The sequence below is a fragment of the Brevibacterium sp. 91QC2O2 genome (assembly GCF_024580695.1).
GTDB lineage: Bacteria > Actinomycetota > Actinomycetes > Actinomycetales > Brevibacteriaceae > Brevibacterium > Brevibacterium moorei.
Map to the genome: position 1 here is coordinate 74,918 of NZ_JANIJY010000006.1, position 22,684 is coordinate 97,601.

Here is a 22,684-nt window from a genome sequence, read left to right on the forward strand (position 1 = left end):
CCTACTGCATCTTCCAATCGAAGTAGTTCCACAGCATGCCAGGGGCCACCGTGGTGGGCTTGATCCCGGTCAGGCCCTGCTTGTAGCCCACCAGATCGGGGGCTTGGAACAGGGGCAGGCCGTAGGCATCATCGGCCAGCTGCTTTTCGATCTTGGCCTCGAACTGGCCCTGCTTCGAGGTGTCGAGTGTGCGATGCAGATCGCCGAAGAGCTTATCGACCTGCGGATCGCTGTACTTCGTGTAATTGTCCTGGCCGGTGGTGATGTGGCGGGTCTCCGGCAGGGTGGCGCCCGCGTTGTCCGCGCTCCAGCCGAACAGGGCGGCGTCCCAGCGCGAGGAGTCGGCCAGGTGCTCACTGGCCTGCGCATCGGCTCCGTCGACGATCTCGAAACCGGCCTTCTCGGCGCCCTCCTTGATGATCTGGAACTGCTGCTCCCGGCGGACATTGCCCTTGGTGTAGAGGATCCGGACCTTGGGCTTGGAGACGCCGGCTTCAGCCAGTAGCTTCTTGGCCGCCTCCGGATCCGCTGTTCCGTACTCCTTGGACAGGCCGTTGGCCGCGACCATCTCATCGTAGCCATCGGATCCGGGGACCTTGAGGTACGAGTCGCGGACCACTGCTTTGTCGTTGAGCGGCTTGATGATGTCGTCGACGATCTTCTGACGCGGAATCGTCTTGAGGAAGGCCTGGCGGACCTTGAGCGCCTTGGCCTTGTCACCACCGTAGGTCTTCGGATCGAAGGGCCCGCCGTTGGCGAAGGCCAGATCGATGTGTTCGAAGACGGGGCTGTCGCCGTTCTGCATATCGACCCCGTCGAGCGCCTCGACCGACTTGCGGATGTCGGCGGTCGCCGTCGGGTTGATGAGGTCGACCTCGCCATTCTGCAGGGCCTGGACCGCAGCGGTCGGGTCCTGGTTGAAGCGGAAGGTCACGGTCTTGAACGCGGGCTTGCGTTCGCCCTCGTAGTCATCGCGGCGGGTCAGGGTGAGGAACTGGCCCTCCTGGAACTCCGTCATCTTGTACGGCCCGGTGCCCACCAGCAGGTCGGGATCATCCGGCAGTTTGGTGAAGTCGAAGCCGGTGTTCCACGTGTTCGCCAGCTTGGCCAGAGCGGTCTTGTCGTCATCCTTGAAGGCCTTGAGTACTGCGGCGTTGGCCTTGGCCGGGTCGTCGATCCCCAGGGCCTTCTTCGCCACGATGTGGGCGGGCAGGCCGGAATCCATCTGGGTCAGGTTGAACTGCCAGTCGGCGAAGGGCTCCGCGTATTCGAAGGTCAGGGTCTTGTTCTCATCGGCGATCTCCGGGAACTTCTTGATGACCGACAGGCTGGGCTCACCGGCGTTGAAGACGACGTTCTCGCCCTTCTGCGCCTTGACCGCGCCGGACTTGTCCGCGACCTTGTCCGCATCCTTGGTGTTGAAGTTGCCGCTGCGCGCACCCCAGGCCAGGACCAGGTCCGCCGCCGAATAGGGCGTGCCATCTGACCACTTGGCGGTGTCCGCGATCGAGTACTTGACCTTCAGCGGGCTGTCGGAGACCTTCTCCACCGTGCCGAAGGACTTGTTCGGCTGCACCTTGAGGTCCGAGTCCGTGTAGCTGAAGGTGTCGTCCATGAAGTACTTGATCGTACCGTTGGCCGAGTTGCTGTTACCCGTGGTCGAGTTCAGGTTCGACGAATAGAACGCTGCACTCTGCATGATCTTGATTTCGCCGTCATTGCCGCCCCCACCGGAGGCCGCTTCGCCTCCACCGTTGTTCGGCGTGCAGGCCGACAACAGCAACGCCGATGTCACTGCGGCCGCACCCAGGGCCAAGAAGTGCTTCTTCACTTCCCCTACCTCTCTTACGTATGATTACTCATGTATGTATCTTCTAATAGTATGAGTATTGTCACCATACTCTATGAATAGGCAGATGGACAGGGCATAGTCGGAATGCGGTACCGCGACAATCCGGCTCAGCAGCACCCCAACTCAGCCCAACGAAGGACGGAAACGGACGTGAACGGAACTGAAGTGGTCCCCGGCGACCCGGCAGGAGCCTCGGCGCGGGCGTCCGCGTCCGGATCGGAGTCCACACCGGCGGCCGGCACCCCGCCCATCCTCGTGGTGATGGGCGTCTCCGGCAGCGGCAAGAGCACCCTGGCCACCCGCCTGGCCACGGCCCTGGGCTGGGACCTGGCCGAGGGCGATGACCTGCACCCGCAGGCCAATATCGACAAGATGGCGCTGGGCCACCCGCTCACCGACGCCGACCGTGCGCCCTGGCTGGACCTGATCGCCGCCTGGATCGCAGAGCACACGGCCGCGGGTCGGCCCGGAATCGTCGCCTGTTCCGCCCTCAAGCGCCGCTACCGCGACAGGCTGCGCGCACCTGGCGTCATCTTCGTCCACCCGCACGGACCGCGGGCCACCGTGCACGAACGCATGCACCGGCGCCGCGACCATTTCATGCCCGAGTCCCTGCTGGACTCCCAGTACGCGGACTTAGAACAGTTGGCCGCCGATGAATCCGGCATCGTCGTGGACCTGGCACTGTCCCCGGATGCCCAGGCAGCCGAGGTCTTGGCCCGCTTGGGCCTGGCAGCCGCCGGTCACAGCGCACCGGACGAACCGGCTCCCGCACCCACAGCATCGTCATCGTCGTTCTCCGCTCGGAAGGAATAGAGATATGCATCTTGGAATGATCGGACTGGGCCGCATGGGCGCCAATATCGTGCGGCGCGTGATGCGCGCCGGCCACACCTGCGTGGTCAGCGATGTGAACCCGGAGGCCGTCGCTGAACTGGCAGGTGAGGGAGCACAACCGGCTGCGGACCTCGGCGACCTCATCGCGCAACTGCCCAGCCCGCGCGTCGTCTGGCTGATGGTGCCGGCCTCGCTGACCGATGCGCTGGTCGACCAGGTCGCAGCGTTGCTGGAGCCCGGCGACATCCTGATCGACGGTGGCAACTCGAACTACCGCGACGACGTCGTGCGCGCCGGCCGCCTGGCCGAATCCGGCATCGAGTACATGGACATCGGCACCTCAGGCGGAGTGTTCGGCCTGGACCGCGGCTACTGCCTGATGGTCGGCGGATCGGATCGCGCATTCGACACGATCGAGCCCCTGCTGTCCACCATCTCGCCGGGCACCGGCGACATCCCCCGCACACCAGGGCGCGAGGGCGAGCGGGCCCCGGAGGAACAGGGCTATCTGCACTGTGGCAAGGCCGGCGCCGGGCACTTCGTGAAGATGGTGCACAACGGGATCGAGTACGGGATGATGGCCGCCTTCGCCGAGGGCCTGAACCTCTTGGAGAACGCGGACGCGGGCCTGCGCGCAGCGGAGGACTCCGCCGAGGTCGCACCCCTGGCCGATCCGCACTTCTACGAGTTCGACATCGACACCGCCAAGGTCACCGAACTGTGGCGCCGTGGCTCCGTCGTGTCCTCCTGGCTGCTGGACCTGACCGCAGCAGCCCTGCAGGAGAACCCCACGCTGGATGGCCTGGCCGGGCGGGTGTCCGATTCCGGCGAGGGACGCTGGACCGTGCAGGCCGCAGTGGACACGGGTGTGCCGGTGCCGGTCCTGTCCGCCGCGCTGTTCGAACGCTTCGCATCGCGCGGTCAGGACCACTTCGCGAACCAGACCCTGTCGGCCATGCGCCAGCAGTTCGGCGGCCACCGCGAGCGCTGAGCCCGGAACCGGCCTGAGCACCTGAACACGTCGTTTCCCCGTGCACACGTCCCTATAGGGACGTGTGCACGGGGAAACGACGTGTTTTCGTGACGGACCGCGCTCAGCGACCGGCGGACACTGGCCTGAGTCTGCCGGTCTGGACGCAGAAGACGATGAACAGCACCAGGCCCAGCAGCGCCGCGCAGAACCCCAGGATCACCGCGCCGCCGATCAGCAGGCCCTCCACCAGGGTCTGTCCTATGGTGATGGGCTCTCCCACCTTGTAGGTCCCGGCCCCGTCACAGCGCACGATATAGGTGCCGTCCGCGGGGGCCTCGTAGGTGGCCGAGCCGTACCACCGGGTGCCGGAGTCGTCGTCATAGCTGTACGAGGAGTCGACTCGGGCGAACGGGGAGAGCTTCTGCTCCCTGGTATCGACCACCTCGCACTCATCCGCGTCCGTCCGTTCGTCCGCATATACGGAGAACCGGTCGCCGGACTCCAGCCGCAGTTCGATCGTCTCCGTGAACTCCTGATCCGTCTGTTTTCCCAGGACTCCGAATCCGGGGGTCAGCACCACCATGACCACCGCTACGATGACGCCGATGATGCACAGGCCCACGCCCGACCCCAGCAGCCACAGCGACGCCTTGCCAAGCGGTGTCCAGGGCTTCTTTCGCGGCCGCTGTGGATATCCTCCGTACATCATGGGCCTCAGACTAACAGTGACCTCCGACACAACACGTCGTTCCCCCGTGAACACGCCCCTATAGCAGCGTGTTCACGGGGAAACGACGTGTTTGGGCGACGGGCCCCTGCTACCCGCGCATCCGGCGCATCAGGTAGACGAAGTAGGGCGCGCCCACCAGTGCGATCATCAGGCCGGCCGGCAGCTGGGAGGGGGCGATGAGCGTGCGCCCCAGGGTGTCGGCGACCAGCACCAGCAGACCGCCCAGCAGCATGGACACCGGAATGATCCTCCCATGCCTGGCGCCCACCAGACTGCGCGCCAAATGCGGGGCGACCAGTCCGACGAAGCCCACCGTGCCCACCGCCACCACGGCCACCCCGGCCAGCACCGCGGCGATCGCCAGCAGGGTCAGGCGGGTCGCCTGGGGACGGATCCCCAGGATCCGGGGCGTGTCCTCGTCGACCGACATGAGGTCCAAGTCCCGCCGCAGCCCGGCCAGCAGCGGTATCGCCAGCACCAGCACAATGGCCACCGGCCAGACATCGGCCAGGGTCCGACCATAGGTCGTGCCCGACAGCCAGGTCATGATCCGCGGGGTCTGCCAGGGGTCGTTGCTCAACAGCAGATAGGTCGTCAGGGCGCTGAGCGCATAGCCCGTGCCGATGCCCACCAGCACGAAGCGGTCGGGCAGTAGTCCACCGCGCCAGGCCAGCAGGGTGATCAGCGCGAAGGTGGCAAGACCGGCCAGTACCGCCATGAGGACCATCGCACCCTGTCCCCCGCCCAGGAATCCGGTGGTGACGACGAAGACCGCACCCAATCCGGCGCCGGCCGTGATGCCCAGCAGTCCGGGCTCGGCCAGCGGATTGCGCACGGTCCCCTGGACCACCGTGCCGGACAGGCCCAGGGCGGCACCGGCCAACACGGCGGCGGCGATCCGGGCGGCGCGGTCGTCGAGCGCATAATCGATGAGCCCGGGCGCGCGGCCCTGGATCCACAGGGAGACATCGCCCAGCTTCAGCCACAGGCTGCCGGCCAGCAGGGCGATGAGCACGCAGGCCACCAGCAGCACCGCCGCGACGATCACCGCGGCGGTGAAGACCCGGCGGGCCCGTGCGGGACCCGAGCGAGCGGCAGAGGCCCGTCCCCTCCCCCACAGGCGCGCGCCCGGGCGAGCACCACCGTGCGTGGGGCGGCTGCCACTGCGTGCGGGGCGGCCGGCCGGTGCGGCCTCGGCGGAGGAACCCGCGGCCGAGGCGTCGCGCATCCGCAGCGCCAGGACCACGATGACGATCCCGCCCAGCAGCGAGGTGGGGATGCCGGTGGGGATCGAGGTCGCGCCCTCGGCGCCCAGGATCCCGCGCAGCACGGCATCGGCCAGCAGGATCACCAGCGAGCCCAGCAGTCCGGCGGCGGGAATGAGGAAGATGTGCCGGTTCAGCGCCCGGATCTTGACCGCCAGCAGGCGTGCCAGCACGGGCGCGCCCAGACCCACGAAGGCGATCGGCCCGGCCAGGGTGACGGACACGGCTGCCAGCAACACCGCGGCCAGGATCGCCACGATCCGGGTGGAGCGCACCGGCACGCCCAGGCCCGCCGCGCTGTCCTCGCCCAGGCCCAGCACGTCGAGTCGGCGGGCGAACAGCAGCGCCACCACGAGCACCACGACGATCAGCGGGACCGCGCGCAGCGAGGCGTCGATGTTGAGCTGGCCCAGGGAACCCGAACCCCAGGCGAACAGGCCGGTGGTGTTCTCCTTGAACAGGATGAGCAGCATCGCAGTGCCCGCGTCCAGGGCCATGGCGATCGCGGAGCCGGCCAGGATCAGCCGGGTGGTCCCCGTGCCCGAGGTCCGGCCCGTGATCCCGAGGACCAGCGCGGCGGCCAGCAGACCGCCGACGAAGGCAACCCCCGAGGAGGCCAGCAGCGGCACCGTGATGCCGAAGGCCGCGACCAGGGTCAGAGCGAAATAGGCCCCGGCGGTCACCGCCAGGGTGTCGGGGCTGGCCAGCTGGTTGCGGGTGATCGACTGCAGCAGGCAGCCGGCCACGCCCAGGGCGAAGCCGACCAGGACGCCCGCGGCCAGGCGCGGCAGCCGGGATCCGGAGAAGATCTCGTCTGCGCCCACGCCACCCACCTCGACGCGCGCGCCGAACAGCCCGCGCACCAGGTCCACGGCGCCCAGGCCCGAGGTCCCCTGCGTCAGGTGCCACAGTCCGGTGGCCGCTACGGCCACGGCCAGGACCACCAGCAGGACGATCCCGCCGGCGGCCCTGGCCGCGCCGACCCGCTCGGGGGCCCCGCCCTGTTCCGGGGCGATCCCCCGTGCCGGTGCCTCGGCCCGTGCAGCGCCGCCCTCCCGGTCGGTAGCGGCCCTTTCCGGACCGGCCGGCCGGGCCCCATTGCGCTGCATCACTTGGAGGCGGCTCCGGATGCCGAATCGGAGGCGGAGTCAGAGGCCGAATCGGCACCCGCGCCGGCCGCGTTGTCCTGGATGACCTTGACGAAGGCGTCGATGGCCTGTTCGCCGGACTTCGGACCGCCGGCGCCCCAGACACCGGCCGGGAAGGCGTAGGCGCGGTTGTCCTTGACAGCCGGCAGGTTCTTCCAGATCTTGCTCTTCTTCAGATCGGTCACGTAATTGTCGGCTTGGCCGTCGTCGCCGTAGAACAGGTTGGCGCTGCCCACGGCGGTCAGGCCCTCGATATCGGTCTGTGCCAGGCCATAGGCGGGATCCACGCCGCCGGAGCCGTAGCCCTTGTTGACCTCGTCGGTCCAGGCCCCCTGCATGCCCAGCTGTTCGCCCAGCTCGGTGAACAGCGCGCCCTTGCCGTAGGGGCGCACCACCACATTGCCGCCCTCCTTCCAGCCGTCGAAGAACACGAAGTCCTTCACCGGCATATCGACCTTGGCGACCTTCTCCTTGGCCGTGGCCAGGTGGGAGTCGAAGTCCGAGAGCACGGCGTCGGCGCGCTCGGTCCGGCCGGTGGCCTCGGCGACCTGCTTGAAGACCTTGCGCATATTGTCCAGCTGGCCGTTCTTCGCGTCGGCGCCCACCGTCGCCAGGACCGGCACATCGCGCTCCTCGAGCTTCTTGAGGATCTTGTCGTCCTTGGAGTACGCCTCGACGATGATGAGGTCGGGGTTGGTCCCGTAGATGGCGTCCAGGTCCGGTTCGCCGCGCTCGCCCACATCCTTGGTGGAATCCGGCAGCTTCTCCGCGCTGACGTAGGTCGTGTAGTCCTTGGTGCTGGCCGCGCCCACGGGGTTCACGCATAGGCTCAGCAGGTCCTCGGTCTGCTGCCATTCGAGGACCGCGACCCGGCTGGCCGGCTTGTCCAGCTTGACCTGGCGGCCCAGCATATCCGTCATGTCGACCGGGTCGGTCGAGGTCTGGGTCTTGTCGTCGGCGCAGTTGGCCGAGGCGGGGCTCGCCGAGGCATCTGCGCCGGCGTCCACATCGGTGGTGCCGCAGGCGCTCAGCAGCAGGGCGGTCGTGCCCAGTGCCGCCAGGGCGAGGCCGTGGCGGGTCTGAATTCTTCTCATCGTGTGTTTCCTTCTGACTGGTGGTGTTCGGTTACGCGCAGGTCGTGCCGGCTCACCGGATCGATGCGCAGGTGTCCGGTGGATTCGTCCAGGTGAACGTCGACCCGCAAGTCGTAGGCGGTGCTGATATTGGTCGCGGTGAGTACGTCGAGGGCGGGGCCGGCCGCCAGAATCCGGCCGGCGTGCAGCAGGACCACATCGTCGGCGACGCGCGCGGCGTGGTCCAGGTCGTGCAGGACCACTCCAACGGCGACCCCGTAGTCCTCGGCCAGATCGCGGATCAGGTCGAGGGTCTCCGTCTGATAGCGCAGGTCCAGGTGATTCGTCGGTTCGTCGAGCAGCACGATGCCGGTCTCCTGGGCCAGACAGCAGGCCAGCCAGACTCGTTGCAGCTCCCCGCCGGAGAGCTCCCCGGCTGAGCGCTCCGCCATCGCGGAGACCCCGGTGATGTCCAGGGCGCGGTCCACCGCTGCGTGGTCGGCGGGACTCAGCCCGGCGAAGCGCTTGCGGTAGGGGTGGCGGCCGAACTCCACGACCTCGCGCACGGACAGTCCGGACGGGGCCGAGCGGGTCTGGGCGAACAGCGTGACCTCGCGGGCGAACTCGCGTGGGCTCATGCTCAGCGCATCGCGCTCGCCGGAGCCGATGCTCACACCTCCGGATTCCGGGGAGTGCAGGCGCGCCAGGGTGCGCAGCAGCGTCGACTTGCCCGAACCATTCGGACCCACCAGGGCTGTGACCCGGCCGGGGACCAATTCGATGGAGACACCGTGGACCACCTCGGTGCGGCCGAAGCCCAGGACCAGGTCGTGACCCGCCAAGCGCTGCGGAGTCCGCGTGTCCAAGGGTTCGAGTGCAGTCATGTATCGCCTATCGCTGGTGAGGTAAGCCGCGCCTAGGCAAGTGTAAGAAGATCGCGCTATGTCCGCAATCATGATGCCTAGACATTCGATACGGAGTTTCGGACAGAGTCAGCGGCCGGTAGCGTAGGCCCCCGGAGTCGTCCCCAGCACCCGCTTGAACGAGGCGATGAAGGTACTGGGCTGTGCGTAGCCCAGGCGCTCGGCGACCTCCTGGACTTCCAGACCCGCTGCGATCAACTCCAGAGCCCGGTGCACCCGCAGGGTCTGGCGCCATTGCACGAAGGACAGACCGGTGGCCTGCCGGAACGCACGGGTCACTGTGCGTTCACTCACATCGAGTGAGACCGCCCAGTCCGACAGACTTCGGTCATTGGCGGGATCGGCCAGCAGGGCCGCAACGATCGGTGCCACGCGCCGGCCACGCGGCACCTGCAAGGAGATCTGCCGGGTGGCCGGCGCCAGCACATCGAAGACCACCGCCTCGGCCCGCAGCCGGGGACCTGACTCCAGGTCGGGATCCTCCAGGTGCGTCAGCAGGGACTCCAGAACCGGCGTCATCTGGATCCCGGTGGGTTCGGAGAAGACCACCGGGGACCGCTCGGTGTCGAAATAGGCATCGCACAGTTCGGTGTGCGCAGTCATCCGGCCCGAATGCACAGTGCCGGCGGGGATCCACAGACCCTGTCCCTCCGGCACGGTCAACACCCGGTCGGCCAGGCGGACCGTCATGGTGCCCCCACGCACCCACACCAGTTCGTGCAGCGCGTGTGCATGCGGTTCGAATTCCAGTGGCACCGGGGCCAGTGCCTGCTCGGCGAAGATCGCGAAGGGCGCTGCGATGACTTCGGGGGAATCGACCTCCTCGAGCACGAAGGTCCTGCGCTCGCGCCGCCAAGCCCCGCGGCCGGGCTGCGCCTGCGCATCGGCCCGGGCTGCGGGCGATGAGGGCACGGTCGGCTGGGGCATGGCCCTCAGTCTAGCCAGATGGCCCGAAACCGGAGGGATGACCCGGTACACGGGGGCATTCCCCCGGTTTCGGGTCATCTGGAGTAACGTGCACTCCGATGACTGTCACGACCCCCACACCCGAAGACATCCGCACGACCACTCCCGTCCTGGACCTGCAGCAGGTGACGTTCCGGCGCGGCCAGACGCACATCCTGCACGGCATCGACTGGACCGTCCGCCCGGGCGAGCACTGGGCGCTGTTGGGCCCCAACGGCGCGGGCAAGTCCACCATCATGGGCTTCGCCGGCGCGCAGACGCATCCCAGCTCCGGCACCGTGGACGTGCTGGGCAATCGCCTGGGCCGCGTCGACATGCAGACCCTGCGCCGGGACATCGGGCACGTGAACCCGCGTCATCCGGTGCGCAGCGCGCTGACGATCACACAGGTCGTGCTGACCGGACTGACCGGCACGGTGGAACTGCCCCCGCGCTTCACCCCCACCGCCGAACAGGTGGACGCCGCCCGCGCACTCGCGCAGGAGTTCGGACTGGGCGCACGCCTCGACGCACCCTGGCCGGTGCTCAGCCAGGGCGAGCGCGGCAAGGCGCTGATCGCCCGGGCGATCCTGGCCGACCCACAACTGCTGCTGCTCGACGAACCGACCACCGGCTTGGACGTCGCGGCGCGCGAACAGTTCCTCGAAGCGGTGGATGAGCTGACCGAACGCCGCCCGGAACTGACCACGGTGCTGGTGACCCACCACCTGGAGGAACTGCCGGAGACGACCACCCATGCACTGGTGATCAGCCACGGCGCGGTCCTCGCCCAGGGCGCGGCGGACGAGGTCATCACCGATGAGATCATCACGCGCGCCTTCGAGTACCCGATCGCGGTGACCCGCACACAGGGCCGCTGGTCGGCCCGGGCCGTCCGCCACAGGGCTTGAGCCTCAGGGCTACACGCCTCGGGGCCCGGCCCACAGGGCCTGAGCCTTCCCATATACCGACAAGGTTATGTTTCCCTTAAAGGGAACCGCTAATATGGGGTATATGACCCGCTCCCTCGACGGAATCCCGGACGATCCACAACTGTTCCGCGGCACGGTCGCCTATACGACGCGCCTTTCGCCCACGTTCCAGCGCGTTACCGTCCGCTCAACCGAAATGCTCGACTTCCACTGGCTCGGCCTCGACCATTGGTTCCGCCTGTTCATTCCCAGGACCGGACAGGGCCCCGAGGCCTTCGAGCTCCCCGGCATCCACGGCCGCGACTGGTGGAAGAAGCTGCAGAAGTTCCCCACGGACGACTACCCCTATATCAGCAATTACACGGTGGCGGACTTCCGCATCGTCGAATCTCCGGCCGCCCCCGGCACTCCGGCCGAGAGGTATGCGGAGATGGACATCGACGTGGCCCTCCACCCCGATGAGCGCGGGGATTTCTCCGCTCCCGTCTCGGCCTGGGCGACCAGCTGCATTGCCGGCACACCCATCGCCATCCTGGACCAGGGCCTGTTGTTCCTGCCGCCGGAGGACACGGAGGAATACGTCATCGCCGTCGACGACACCGGCCTGCCCGCGGCACGGCAGATCGTCGCCGACCTGCCCGAATCGGCCCGCGGCAGAATAATGGTCGAGGTCGCCCACGCCGCGGACATCGAATCCTGGGAACGCCCGGCGGGCCTGTCGCTGACCTGGCTGCCGCGCGACGATCACACGATCCGCCCCGGTTCCCTGGCCCTGGCCGAAATGCAGAAGATCGACGCCATCAATCCCAGCGCCTATGGCTTCGTGGTGGGCGAATCGAAGCTGGCCACCGGGGGCCGCCGCGCCCTGGTGGCCGCAGGCCTGGGCAAGGACCGGATCACCTTCTCCGGTTTCTGGCGCCTGGACTGAAATCGATCACCCCACGTTTTGTACTTCTGCTCCCTTGGCACCGCTGAGATCAGGGGTGCCAAGGGAGCAGAAGTAGAAAACGCAGAAGGGACCTAGGCGTAGTAGCGGCCCAGGACCTCGGCCTCGAGTTCCGCGAAGCGGTCGGGACCCTCCTCGATCGCCTGCCGCATGGAATCGACCAGGCGCACCGTCCAGCGCTCATTGTGGATCGTGCACAGGGTGGAGAACAGCATCTCCTTGGCCTTGTACAGATGCCGCAGATAGGCCCGCGAATAGTTCTGGCAGGTATAGCAGTCGCATTCGGGGTCGATCGGGCCGAAGTCCCGCTTGTGCTTGGCAGCGGAAATGTTGAACCGGCCGTCATTGGTGTACAGCGCGGCATTGCGGGCCACGCGTGAGGGCGAGACGCAGTCGAAGGTGTCCGCACCGGTCTTGACCGCCTCGAACAGATCATCCGGCTCCGAAATACCCAGCAGGTGGCGGGGTTTATCCTCCGGCAGCTCCTCGCACACCCAGCGGATGATCGTGCCCAGGTTCTCCTTCTCCAGGGCCCCGCCGATCCCGAAGCCGTCGAAGTCCATGGCGCCCAGGTCCCGCGCGGCCTTGCGCCGCAGGTCCTCGTACTGCGCACCCTGCAGCACCCCGAACAGCGCCTGATACGGCCGGTGGCTGCGTTCGGCGGTGAGCCGCTGGTGTTCGGCCACGCAGCGGACGGCCCACTTGCGCGTGCGCTCCAGGGACTCCTCCTGATAGCCGCGCGTATTGACCAGGGTGGTCAATTCGTCGAAGGCGAACATGATGTCGGCGCCCAGCCTGTGCTGGATGCCCATGGAGACCTCGGGGCTGAACCGGTGGCGGCTGCCGTCCAGATGGCTCTTGAACCACACGCCGTCGTCGTCAACGAAGCTGTGGCGCTCCTTGCCGGCGGCCACCGCGTCGTCGTTCTGCTCCCCCGTCGCCTCCATCGAGATGACCTTCTTGAAGCCCGCGCCCAGGCTCATCACCTGGAAGCCGCCGGAATCCGTGTACGTGGGGCCGTGCCAGTTCATGAACCGGCCCAGGCCACCGGCCTCGTCGACGATGTCCGGGCCCGGCTCCAGGTACAGGTGGTAGGCGTTCGACAGCACCGCCTGCGCACCCAGGTCCTCGATCTCATCGGGGCGGACGGCCTTGACGCTGGCCTTCGTGCCCACCGGGATGAAGGCGGGGGTGCGGATATCGCCGTGCGGCGTGTGGATCACGCCGGTGCGCCCACCGGTGGGCAGGGTGGCGCCCACCTCGAAACCGAACCTCGCGCGGTCGTTGACGGGGGCCTCGGCCGCCGAGGCCGCAGCCGGCACTGTGCCGGCGGCACCTGCCAGGGTGGCCGGGCCCGCGAGGGTCCCCGCCGCAGCGGCGGGCGCGTCCGCGCTCATGCGTCCTCCGAGATCTTCACGGGCTCGTTGACGAAGGGGTAGAGCATCTTGCCGGGGTTCATAATGCCCAGCGGATCCAGGCCGTGCTTGATGACGGCGTGGATGTGCTTGCTCGCCGGGTCCAGTTCCTCGCCCAGCCACTTGGCCTTGAGGTAGCCCACGCCGTGCTCGCCGGTGACGGTGCCGCCCAGGTCCAGGCCCAGCTGCATGATCGCGGCGAACAGTTCGCGCGCATGTTCGGTCGAGGTCGCGTCCGAGGCGTCGAACAGCACCGTGGGGTGCATGTTCCCGTCGCCCACGTGGGCACAGGTGGTGACCTCGGCGTCGGTGAAGCGGGCGTCGAGTTCGAGCAGGGCGGCGAAGAACTCCCGCATCTTCCCGCGCGGAATGCACACATCGTCGACCAGCGAACCGCCGCCGTGGTTGTTCACGTACTTCTCCGTGGCCGGCGACACTGCGCGGCGGGCGGCCACCAGCATGTCGGAGTCGGCCGGGTCGTCGGAGTACATGACGTCCAGCGCGCCATTGGCCTTGGCGACCTCTTCCAGGCGGGCCAGTTCGTCCTTGGCGCGCTCCAGCGAGCCGTCACCGTCGGACTGCACCAACAGCATCCCGGCGATCCCGTCCGGCAGGCCGAAGTCCTGGTAGTCGTTGACCATCGCGACGGTCTTGCCGTCCATGAACTCCATCAGGTTCGGCTTGTTGCCGGCGGCCAGGAAGTCCGTGACGGTGCCGACGGCGGCGACCTGGTCATCGAAGAGCACCATGGCCGTCAGGGGCGCCGGCAGAAGCGGCACCAGGTCCAGGGTGATCTCCACGACCACGCCCAGGGTGCCCTCGGCGCCGATGAACAGCTGGGACAGCTCCAGGCCCGCGACGTCCTTCTTCGTGTGCCGGCCCACCGTGGTCAGCGTGCCGTCGGCCAGGACCACCTTGAGGCTGCGCACGTACTGGCGGGTCACGCCGTACTTCACGCAGCACATGCCGCCGGCGTTGGTGGAGACGTTGCCGCCGATCGTGGAGATCGCGACCGAGCCCGGGTCCGGCGGGTAGGCCAGGCCGTGCGGGGCCAGCTGATCCTTCAGGTCCTTGTTGATGATGCCCGGCTGGACCGTGCACGTCGATTCCACGGGGTTGACGTCGAGCAGCCGGTCCATTTTGTGCAGGCTCAGCAACAGGCTGCCGTCCACGGCATTGGCGGCGCCGGCCAGGCCGGTGCGCGCCCCCTGCGGGACGATCGGGATGCGGTTGGCCGCGGCGAAGCGCACGGTGGCCTGGACGTCCTCTATGGTCTCCGCGCGGACCAGGCCGCGGGCCGTGCCGAAGGGGCAGAACATGGCGTGGTCGATGGAGTACGAGGCCACGACGTCGGCATCGGTGACCAGGGCGTGCTCACTGCTCAGGGCCGCGCGCAGCGGGCCCAGGTCGACGGGGGTGGCCGCAGGGGTCAGGCCCTGCTGTTCCGGCTGCGTCAGATCTACCAATTCCATCAGGCAATACCTCCATCGGTGGCGGCCGGGGCGCCCGGCGCGGTCCGGTACTTCGATTCCAGGCCCGAGGCGACCTCGACCACCCGGTCCATTGCGGCTTCGGGGCCCACGGAGATGCGCACGCCGTCGTGCAGATTGCGCACGGCCAGACCCGCGGCCTTGAACGCGGCCTCGATCCGGTCGGAGTCCTCGTGCACGGGCAGCCAGACGAAGTTGCCCTGGGCGCTGGGCACCGGCCAGCCCTGTTGGCGGAGGCGGTCGACCAGGCCGTCGCGCAGTGCTGCTACCTCCTTGGCGCGGACCTCGACCTCGCCCTGAGCCGCCAGCGAGGCGGATGCCGCTGCCTGGGCGACCGCGGAGACGGAGAACGGCGGGATCGCCTTGTGCAGTTCGTGGATGATCTCCGGGGCCGCGAGCGCATAGCCGATGCGCAGCCCGGCCAGGCCGTGGGCTTTGGAGAAGGTGCGCAGCACGACCAGGTTCTTGTGCGCGGGCAGGGTGGTGGGGCCGTCGGCCGTCTGCGGGTCGTTGGCGAATTCGATGTAGGCCTCGTCGAGGACGACCAGCAGGTCATCGGGCACGGCGGCCAGCAGGCGGTCGAGTTCGTCCTGGTGCAGGGTGGGACCGGTGGGGTTGTTGGGGCTGCACAGCACCAGCAGGCGGGTGTCCTCGTCCACTGCGGCGGCGAGCGCATCGACGTCCTGGCGGTAGTCGGCGGTCAGAGGGACCGGACGGGCCTGCGTGCCGGAGAGGGCGGCGAGCTGCGCATACGATTCGAAGGACGGCCAGGGGAAGACGACATTGTGGTCTTCATCGGCGGCCAGGCGGAACAGGGCGGTAAGGATCTCCGAGGCTCCGGCACCGAAGATGACGGAGTCCGTGGAGACGCCGAAGTGCGCGGCGGTCTGTTCCGTCAGGGCGGTGACCCCCGGGTCGGGATAGTTGGCTGGGAGGACGGCGGCGTCCACCATGGCCTGGGCGACCTGCGGCAGCGGCGGCAGGTGGCTTTCATTGCTCGACAGCTTGTAGGTCTGCACGCCCGGAGTGGGGGCGGCGGGCTTGCCGGGAACATATGCGGGGGTGTTTTCCAGCGCTGAGCGCAGTCGGACTTGACTCATTCTTCCATCTTCGCATACGACACACCTGCTGAGACGACTCAGTCCACCAAGTCCCCGGACCGCGCTCCAGGCCAGGTGGAATGCACATGTAGGCGTTTGTACAGTCGCATGCGCCCGCGGAACATGAAAGCAACCTCAGCAGCACTCCACACCACGACTCCGGTGATTCTGCGTACACTCGCAAGCAAGACCCCGCCGCCACTGTACGGTCGCCCGCAGATGTAGGCCTATACATGTTGAATGCAGGACAGCAAAGGAGCGGCCCGCATGAAGAAGCCCCGCATCACCCCACTGATCATGGCCTTCGCCGTCCTCATCGTCGGCTACAGCCTGTTCGACGAGGTCAGCCATCTGTCGGGCATCGCCACATTCGCCGTGGCCGCTTGCCTGTTCGGCATCGCCTTCAATTCGCCGGACAAGCGCTGAGGGTTCCGTTGACCCACCGCCGTCCACCCCACCACTACGATGGGCCACATGGATGAGCAGCGGCAGTGGCGCGAGGACATTCTGGGGCCGGACTTCGAGGCCACCCGGCTCGACCTGCCCGACGCGGCCCGCGCGACCCTGGTCAGGCACGTGCCCGCAGCACCGGAACCGGCCACCGCCCCACCCCGCGACACCGTGGTGCTGCACCTGCACGGCTGGTCCGACTACTTCTTCCACCGCGAACTCGCCGAGTTCTGGTCCGGCCGCGGCACCCACTTCTTCGCCCTGGACTTCCGCAACTACGGCCGCAATCTGATCCCCGACGCCTCCTGGCCACTGCTCGGCCAATCCTGGGATGAGGATCCGGAGATCGCCGCCTACCTGGCCGCGCAGTGGAACGAATACGGCACCCGCGAACTCGCCGAGGCCGCCCCGGAACCGTCCCAGCGCCCCGGCTATGCCTCCAGCATCGCGCTGTACAACCAGGACATCACCGCCGCCCTGCGCGTGATCGGCGGGCTGCACCCCGGCGCGCGCCTCATCGTCTCCGCGCATTCCATGGGCGGCCTGGTCGCCACACTATGGGCCGCCGATCTGCACGCGGGCCGCGCCACCTCGCACGCGGGCGACACCGCACAACCCACCGTCGGGACCCCGACCCCGGACCCAGCAACCGACCCGCTGGGCGGCCTGGGCGAGTTGGCGGGCCTGTGCCTGAACTCGCCCTGGCTGGAGTTCCAGTACTCCACGGCGGTGCGCAAGATCCTGATGCCGGTGATGCGACTGAGCGCCCGACGGCCCGATGACCGCATCAAACCGCTGCCGATCGACATGCCGAACTTCTACACCCTGGCCGCCGCGGAAACGCATGGCCGCCCACAGTACGATCTGGCCCTCAAACCGGCCGGCAGCTTCCCCGTCTACCCCGACTGGCTCTCCAGCATCTTCGCCGGTCAGGAGCGCATCTACGACGGGATCGACGTGGGCGTGCCGGTGCTGATCCAGACCTCGGCCAAGACCTACCAGTCCCCGCGGTACTCCTCGAAGATGACGCGCGCCGACATCGTGCTCAACGTGGACCTGATCCGCCGCGCCGGCGCCGAGGTCGGCGACACCGTCGTGCTCCAGCGGATTCCCGGCGCTGTGCACGACGTCTTCGCCTCGGCTCCGGAGCAACTGCACCGCGCCTACGCCGGTATCGCCCACTTCGCCGCCGGCTATCTGGACGCCTGAGCAACGACCGCACTGACCGCGCAGGCCGCGGACACCCGTGCGGCCGGCTCGCACACCTCCTATCATCGGAGCATGACCGACACCACATCAGAACCGACCTCAGCCGAACCCACTCCGACCGGCGCCGCCGCCGCGCCAGAGTCCCCGACCCCCGCCTCGGCCTGGGCGACGCGCTTGGCCAGGCGCGCCCAGGGCGGTCCCAGCGAACTGGCCGCAGTGCTCGCGCTCTCGGGAGCCGGCGGCGACCTCGTCGACTTCTCCGGCGGCTTCCCCGACCCCGCCCTGTTCGACACCGGGCTGCTGGCCGAGCTTGCGGCCAAGGCGATCGAGACCCGGCCCGAGGTCTCCCTCCAGTACGCCTCCAATCTGGGCCTGCCCTCGCTGCGCGAGGTCCTGCGCGCGGACTTCTCCCGCACCCAGTCCCGGGTGCCGGGCGAAGACGAACTCATCGTCACCTCGGGCGGGGTGGACGCCATGACCCTGCTGAGCAAGGCGCTGCTGGATCCCGGAGACGCCGTGCTGGTCGAGTCGCCGTCCTATCTGGGCGCCTTCGGCGTCTTCCGCACCCACGAGGGCGTGTGCGTGCCCATGGCCGGCGACGCCGCGGGCCTGGACCCGGATTCCATCGGCCCCGCCGTCGCGACCGCCCGCGCCCGCGGCGCCGAACCCAAGATGCTCTACGTCATCCCCGATTTCCAGAACCCCTCGGGCCTGTGGCTGTCCGCCGAGCGCAGGCAGGCCATCGTCGATGCGGCCCGCCTCCACGGCCTGCTCATCATCGAGGACGTCGCCTACCGCGACCTGGCCTTCGACGGCACCACCCGCCCGTCGATCTGGGAGCTGGGCCCCGATGTCACCGTGCAGATCGGCACCTTCTCCAAGACCTTCACCCCCGGCACCCGGATGGGCTGGGCAGCCGGGCCCGCACCGGTCATCGCGGCCCTGGCCGAGGCCAAGACCAACACGGACCAGTGTGCCGGCGCCCTGGGGCAGTGCATCCTGGAGGACATGCTGCGCACCGGCCACTACACGCAGGCGCTACCGGGCCTGCGCGAGGCCTACGGGCAACGCGGCCGGGCCCTCATCGGTGCATTCGCCCAGGTCCTGGCCCCGGCGGTGCCCGACGCCACCTGGACCGAACCGGCCGGTGGCTTCTTCACCTGGGTGCGCCTGCCCGGCATCGACACCAAGGAACTGGCCACAGCCGCCGCCTCCCACGGCGTCGCATTCGTCCCCGGGTCACCGTTCTACGCCGATGCGCGCCGCAGCGAGCACCTGCGCATGTCCTTCTCCCGCACCCCGATCGAACGGATGCCCGAGGGCGTGGCCCGGCTGGTGGGCGCCATCGAATCCGTGCGCTGAGGCCCGGCTCGCGAACATGGGGTGGTTTGTTTCAGATGTGACTGTTCGAACGGCCTCATCTGAAACAAATCGCCCCATGATTTCTCCGGACCCGCCCACGGGGCCCGAAACCACCCCCACTGCACACCCCACACGAAACGCCCAGCCCTCTCCCATTGTCTTTAACGATATGTCGTAATACAGTCGTGAGTGATCGCAATACAGTCACAGAGGAGGAACCATGAACATCCACGACAATGACGACGACTTCCCCCGCACCCATGCGGGCCACGGCGGACGCGGACGCGGCTTCGGCGGGCCCGGTGGGTTCGGCGGCTTCGGGTCCTGGGACGGCAACGGTGGCTTCGACCCCTTCGGCATCTCCGATGTCATGCGCAAGATGGCAGGGGGCGGCCGCGGGCACGGGCGCCGGATGAGCCGCGGCGACGTCCGCCAGGCGGTGCTCGCCCTGCTGGCGGAGGAGCCCATGCACGGCTACCAGATCATCCGCGAACTCGAGGAGCGCAGCGGCGGCACCTGGAAGCCCAGCGCCGGATCGGTCTACCCGACCCTGCAGATGCTCACCGATGAAGGCCTATTGGAGGCGGCTGAGGACGCGGGCAAGAAGGTCTACTCCCTGACCGAGGCGGGCCGCTCCGCCGCCGCGGAAGAGGCCGACGAGCCCAAGCCATGGGAACAGGCGGCGGGCCGCGGGTTCGGCTCCGGCTTCACGATGGAGCTGGGCAAGGAACTGGCCAAGCTGGGACAGGCGACCAGCCAGATCATGCGCGGGGGAACCAAGGAACAGGCCGAGGCCGCCGCCACCGTGCTGGCCGATGCCCGCAAGGGCATCTACCGCATTCTCGCCGAGGACTGATCGAACAAACCGGGGCGGTGCGCACCGGGAGGCTATGGCTTCCGGTGCGCACCGCCTCGGCGCGTAATGGCGCTGTTCGCCCGGGCTCGTTCGTATCGGCAGGTGACCCGGGGATTGTCCCGGATGGAGGCGTTCACTAGGCTGTGCGGTATATCGCATTCAGCCTATGGAAGGACGCCCGTGAACGGTGCCAATCGCCTGGTCAACACCCTGGTCAAAAACGGAGTGGAGGTCTGCTTCGCCAACCCGGGGACGTCGGAGATGCACTTCGTCTCCGCCGTCGAGAACGTTCCGGAACTCCGGTGCGTCCTGGCGATGTTCGAAGGCGTCGTCACCGGTGCCGCCGACGGCTACGCCAGGGTCGCCCGCAAGCCCGCAGCCACCCTGCTGCACCTGGGCCCCGGCCTGGCCAACGGCATGTCGAACCTGCACAACGCCCTGCGCGCGGATTCTCCGATCGTCAACATCATCGGCGACCACGCCACCTACCACCGCCAGTACGACGCCCCGCTGACCAGCGATATCGAAGGTGCGGCACGGCCTTTCAGCGACTGGGTCCGGACCTCGCCGACCGCCGATTCGATCGCCACGGACACCGCGGCCGCCATCGCCGCATCCCAGACCATGCCCGGCCAGATCGCCTCGCTCATCCTGCCGGCGGACACCGCCTGGACCGAACCCCAGGTCGATGCCCCGCTGCCGGACGCAGTGGTACCCAGGCCGCAGCCGGTCGACCAGTCCAAGGTCAAGGCCGTGGCGGAAATCCTGACCCGCGCCAAGGAACGCGGCGAGGGCGCCGGCCTCATCCTCTCGCGCAATGTCACCGACCCCGAATCCCTCGAGATCGCGGGCCGGATCGCCAAGGCCACCGGCGCCCGCCTGCTGCTGCTGAACATGACAGGTGTCGCATCCCACGGGGCCGGCCGCGTAGCCGTCGAGCGGATCCCCTACGCCGTGAACGACGCTGTGGAATTCCTGGCGGACTTCCAGAACCTGGTGCTGGTGGGCACCAAAGTGCCGGTGTCCTTCTTCGCCTACCCGGACAAGCCCAGCGAGCAGTTCGCCCAGGGCACACTCATCCAGGAACTGGCCACCTCGGTCTCGGATCAGCGCGGTGCGCTCGAGGCACTGGCCGCCGAACTGGGCGCCACCGACCTCGAACCGGACCTGCCGGAACTCAAGCTGCCCGAACCCCCGACCACCGGAGCAATCACGCCTCGCTCGGTTGCCGAACTCGTCGTCAACCGGATGCCGGAGAACAGCGTGCTGATCGATGAGTCGATCACCTCCGGCGGCTGGTACTGGCCGCTGGCAGCCACCGCCCGTCCGCACGAGTACCTCAGCGGCACCGGCGGCTCGATCGGCTACGCCATGCCGGTCGCCGTGGGCGCCGCGATCGCCGCACCGGAATCACAGGTCATCACCCTGGAGTCGGATGGATCGGGGATGTACCAGCTGCAGGCCCTGTGGACCCAGGCCCGCGAGAACCTCAACATCGTCACGCTGATCTTCTCGAACAACAAGTACCAGATCCTGCGCAATGAGATGGCGAACGTCGGTGCGACCTTCGGGGAACGCTCCGAGCGCCTGCTGGATCTGTCCGATCCGAACCTGGACTGGGTCAAGCTGGCCGGCGGCATGGGCGTGCACGCAGAACGTGCCACCACCATGGAGGAACTGACCGCGGCCCTGGACACCGCGCTGGCCACCGACGGCCCGGCCCTGATCGAGGTCGACCTCTAGAAGTCCGCCCTCCCGGGGACTTCCACTGGGAAGTCCCCGGGACCAGGATCCGGGTTTTGGCCGCAGTCGGCAAAACAGAAGGACCCCGCCTCAACGAGACGGGGTCCTTCTATCAAACGCGGTAGCGGAGGGATTTGAACCCTCGGTACGGGGTTACCGTACACAACATTTCGAGTGTTGCACCTTCGGCCGCTCGGACACGCTACCGCTAGATACTCTAGGGCAACTCGACCATCCGGGGCAAACCAGCAGCCACTCCATCGACGCGAGCTTCATCACACCGCGCTCCGCCCACTCAGCACCCGCTCCACTGAGCAGTCACTTTGGTCTGGGTCTGGGCCCAGGAGCGGACCAAAACGCCTGCTCAGCGGCGGGAGGCGAAGAAGTCGCGCAACTGGGCCGCGGCCTCGGGGGCGCGGATGCCGGCGTAGACCTCGGGGTGGTGCAGGGCGGCACGGTCGCGCGGCAGGTCCCAGACGGAACCGCAGGCGCCCGCCTTGTCGTCATGGGCCCCGTAGACGATGGTGTCGACGCGCGCGGCCAGCGCGGCACCCGCGCACATCAGGCACGGTTCGAGCGTGACCACCAGCGTCGCGCCCTCCAAGCGCCACCGCCCCAGGGCCGAGGCCGCGCGCCGCAGCGCCAGGACCTCGGCGTGGGCGGTCGGATCGCCGGTCAACTCGCGTTCGTTATACCCCTCGCCCAGCACCCGGCCGGCGGAGTCGACGACCAGGGCGCCCACGGGCACGTCCCCGGAGTCCAGGCTGTGCTCGGCCAGCCGCAGGGCCCGGCCCATCCACTCCAGGTGCTCCCTCCGCGGACTCAGACCGGATACGGGACTCAGCGCGCGGCCTCGAGCGAATCCGCGAAGCCCACGACCTCGCCGATGTGCGCCACAATGCGCGCCGGGTCCGACTGGTACTTCTCGACCTGTTCCAGGAGCTCGGCAGCGTCGACCCCACGGTCGGCGAAGATATCGGAGTCCCCACCGGTCTCGCCGTCGGATTCGAAGTCGAGCATTTCCAGGTCCTCGTCCTGGTCGTCCTCCGGTTCATCATCGGAATCGTCGGAGTCCGCGAAGTCCTCCTCTGCGAAATCCTCCTCCTCGTACTGTTCGTCCTTGGGCGAATCGAGGTAGTCGACGAAGAGCTCGGCATAGGGACTGGCTGCGGCCGCGTCGATATCGGAGATGAACACCTTGATCTCATCGCTGGGCAACAGCCGGACGATGGCGAACCATTCGTCCTCGTGTTCGACGACCGCCACCGAATCGCCGTCCCCTTCGCCTGCGTTGACCATCATGTCGATGAGGTCGTCCAGGCTGGAGGCGTCGTCGACGTCGATATCGACCAGCTTGAAGGTGGAGCCGTTTTCATTCAGTACTGCGGTGAAGTAGGACATGCCTCTATTGTGTAGCCTCCGAGCGGCTCCGACC

At 68.0% G+C, this 22,684-nt stretch carries 20 protein-coding genes and 1 tRNA gene; 9 read left to right on the forward strand and 12 right to left on the reverse strand.

Translation table 11 applies throughout. The features are described from left to right. Position 1 precedes the first annotated feature (1 nt). Positions 2–1,831, reverse strand: coding sequence for an ABC transporter family substrate-binding protein (locus NQ036_RS06550; RefSeq protein WP_257057814.1), 1,830 nt, complete (start codon positions 1,829–1,831; stop codon positions 2–4). 171 nt (positions 1,832–2,002) lie between these two features. Between NQ036_RS06550 and NQ036_RS06555 the strand changes: the two genes are divergently transcribed. Then, a complete protein-coding gene (locus NQ036_RS06555; protein ID WP_257057816.1) occupies positions 2,003–2,668 on the forward strand; it encodes a gluconokinase in 666 nt (221 codons plus the stop codon). Between the two features lie 4 nt (positions 2,669–2,672). Next, positions 2,673–3,680: a phosphogluconate dehydrogenase (NAD(+)-dependent, decarboxylating) gene (gnd, locus tag NQ036_RS06560; RefSeq protein ID WP_257057818.1), complete on the forward strand. Its 1,008-nt coding sequence runs from the start codon at positions 2,673–2,675 to the stop codon at positions 3,678–3,680. Between the two features lie 103 nt (positions 3,681–3,783). Here the strand turns inward: gnd and NQ036_RS06565 are convergent, their stop codons facing one another. The 5 genes from NQ036_RS06565 to NQ036_RS06585 all read right to left on the reverse strand — a co-directional run bounded on the left by NQ036_RS06565 (position 3,784) and on the right by NQ036_RS06585 (position 9,728). After that, positions 3,784–4,371 carry a hypothetical protein gene (locus NQ036_RS06565; RefSeq protein ID WP_257049223.1) on the reverse strand — a complete coding sequence of 196 codons (588 nt, stop codon included), beginning with the start codon at positions 4,369–4,371 and terminating at the stop codon, positions 3,784–3,786. Positions 4,372–4,480: 109 nt separating this feature from the next. Next, complete coding sequence (locus NQ036_RS06570) at positions 4,481–6,766, reverse strand: iron ABC transporter permease (RefSeq protein ID WP_257049224.1); 2,286 nt, start codon at positions 6,764–6,766, stop codon at positions 4,481–4,483. Further along, the gene (locus tag NQ036_RS06575; RefSeq protein WP_257049226.1) at positions 6,766–7,899 is read right to left on the reverse strand and encodes an iron-siderophore ABC transporter substrate-binding protein; all 1,134 of its coding nucleotides are present in this window, start codon (positions 7,897–7,899) and stop codon (positions 6,766–6,768) included. Before NQ036_RS06575 ends, NQ036_RS06570 begins: the two co-directional genes overlap by 1 nt. Next, positions 7,896–8,762, reverse strand: coding sequence for an ABC transporter ATP-binding protein (locus tag NQ036_RS06580; protein WP_257049227.1), 867 nt, complete (start codon positions 8,760–8,762; stop codon positions 7,896–7,898). The genes NQ036_RS06575 and NQ036_RS06580 overlap by 4 nt, the downstream gene beginning before the upstream one ends. Before the next feature lie 108 nt (positions 8,763–8,870). Further along, complete coding sequence (locus tag NQ036_RS06585) at positions 8,871–9,728, reverse strand: helix-turn-helix domain-containing protein (protein ID WP_257049228.1); 858 nt, start codon at positions 9,726–9,728, stop codon at positions 8,871–8,873. A 98-nt stretch (positions 9,729–9,826) separates the two neighbouring features. Between NQ036_RS06585 and NQ036_RS06590 the strand changes: the two genes are divergently transcribed. Both NQ036_RS06590 and NQ036_RS06595 read left to right on the forward strand, forming a co-directional pair. Next, entirely contained in the window at positions 9,827–10,657 is an 831-nt protein-coding gene (locus NQ036_RS06590) for an ABC transporter ATP-binding protein (RefSeq protein WP_257057820.1), read from the forward strand. A gap of 103 nt (positions 10,658–10,760) precedes the next feature. Then, positions 10,761–11,606 (forward strand): siderophore-interacting protein, encoded by an 846-nt coding sequence (locus NQ036_RS06595; RefSeq protein ID WP_257049230.1) that lies wholly within the window; start codon positions 10,761–10,763, stop codon positions 11,604–11,606. A gap of 92 nt (positions 11,607–11,698) precedes the next feature. On the opposite strand, the gene tgt is transcribed toward NQ036_RS06595, so the two are convergent. From tgt to NQ036_RS06610, 3 genes are read right to left on the reverse strand one after another with little or no spacing between them, the layout of a single operon-like run. Further along, entirely contained in the window at positions 11,699–13,021 is a 1,323-nt protein-coding gene (gene tgt, locus NQ036_RS06600) for a tRNA guanosine(34) transglycosylase Tgt (RefSeq protein ID WP_257049231.1), read from the reverse strand. After that, entirely contained in the window at positions 13,018–14,511 is a 1,494-nt protein-coding gene (locus NQ036_RS06605) for an FAD-binding oxidoreductase (RefSeq protein ID WP_257049232.1), read from the reverse strand. The genes tgt and NQ036_RS06605 overlap by 4 nt, the downstream gene beginning before the upstream one ends. Further along, positions 14,511–15,629 carry a histidinol-phosphate transaminase gene (locus tag NQ036_RS06610; protein WP_257049233.1) on the reverse strand — a complete coding sequence of 373 codons (1,119 nt, stop codon included), beginning with the start codon at positions 15,627–15,629 and terminating at the stop codon, positions 14,511–14,513. The genes NQ036_RS06605 and NQ036_RS06610 overlap by 1 nt, the downstream gene beginning before the upstream one ends. 267 nt (positions 15,630–15,896) lie before the next feature. Between NQ036_RS06610 and NQ036_RS06615 the strand changes: the two genes are divergently transcribed. The 5 genes from NQ036_RS06615 (at position 15,897) to NQ036_RS06635 (ending at position 21,249) form a co-directional block, all read left to right on the forward strand. Then, positions 15,897–16,055: a hypothetical protein gene (locus tag NQ036_RS06615; protein ID WP_257049234.1), complete on the forward strand. Its 159-nt coding sequence runs from the start codon at positions 15,897–15,899 to the stop codon at positions 16,053–16,055. Between the two features lie 48 nt (positions 16,056–16,103). Then, positions 16,104–17,288, forward strand: coding sequence for an alpha/beta hydrolase (locus NQ036_RS06620; protein WP_257049235.1), 1,185 nt, complete (start codon positions 16,104–16,106; stop codon positions 17,286–17,288). A 72-nt stretch (positions 17,289–17,360) separates the two neighbouring features. Next, positions 17,361–18,650, forward strand: coding sequence for a PLP-dependent aminotransferase family protein (locus NQ036_RS06625; RefSeq protein ID WP_257057822.1), 1,290 nt, complete (start codon positions 17,361–17,363; stop codon positions 18,648–18,650). A gap of 370 nt (positions 18,651–19,020) precedes the next feature. Continuing rightward, a complete protein-coding gene (locus tag NQ036_RS06630; RefSeq protein WP_373456761.1) occupies positions 19,021–19,506 on the forward strand; it encodes a PadR family transcriptional regulator in 486 nt (161 codons plus the stop codon). A gap of 180 nt (positions 19,507–19,686) precedes the next feature. After that, a complete protein-coding gene (locus NQ036_RS06635; RefSeq protein ID WP_257057824.1) occupies positions 19,687–21,249 on the forward strand; it encodes an acetolactate synthase large subunit in 1,563 nt (520 codons plus the stop codon). A 119-nt stretch (positions 21,250–21,368) separates the two neighbouring features. Here the strand turns inward: NQ036_RS06635 and NQ036_RS06640 are convergent. The 3 genes from NQ036_RS06640 to NQ036_RS06650 all read right to left on the reverse strand — a co-directional run bounded on the left by NQ036_RS06640 (position 21,369) and on the right by NQ036_RS06650 (position 22,650). Continuing rightward, positions 21,369–21,456: transfer RNA gene (locus tag NQ036_RS06640), tRNA-Ser, on the reverse strand. Between the two features lie 157 nt (positions 21,457–21,613). Then, on the reverse strand, positions 21,614–22,054 hold the full coding sequence (locus tag NQ036_RS06645; protein WP_257049263.1) for a nucleoside deaminase: 441 nt from the start codon (positions 22,052–22,054) through the stop codon (positions 21,614–21,616). Positions 22,055–22,089: 35 nt separating this feature from the next. Continuing rightward, complete coding sequence (locus NQ036_RS06650) at positions 22,090–22,650, reverse strand: tRNA adenosine deaminase-associated protein (protein ID WP_257049239.1); 561 nt, start codon at positions 22,648–22,650, stop codon at positions 22,090–22,092. Between the last annotated feature and the right edge of the window lie 34 nt (positions 22,651–22,684).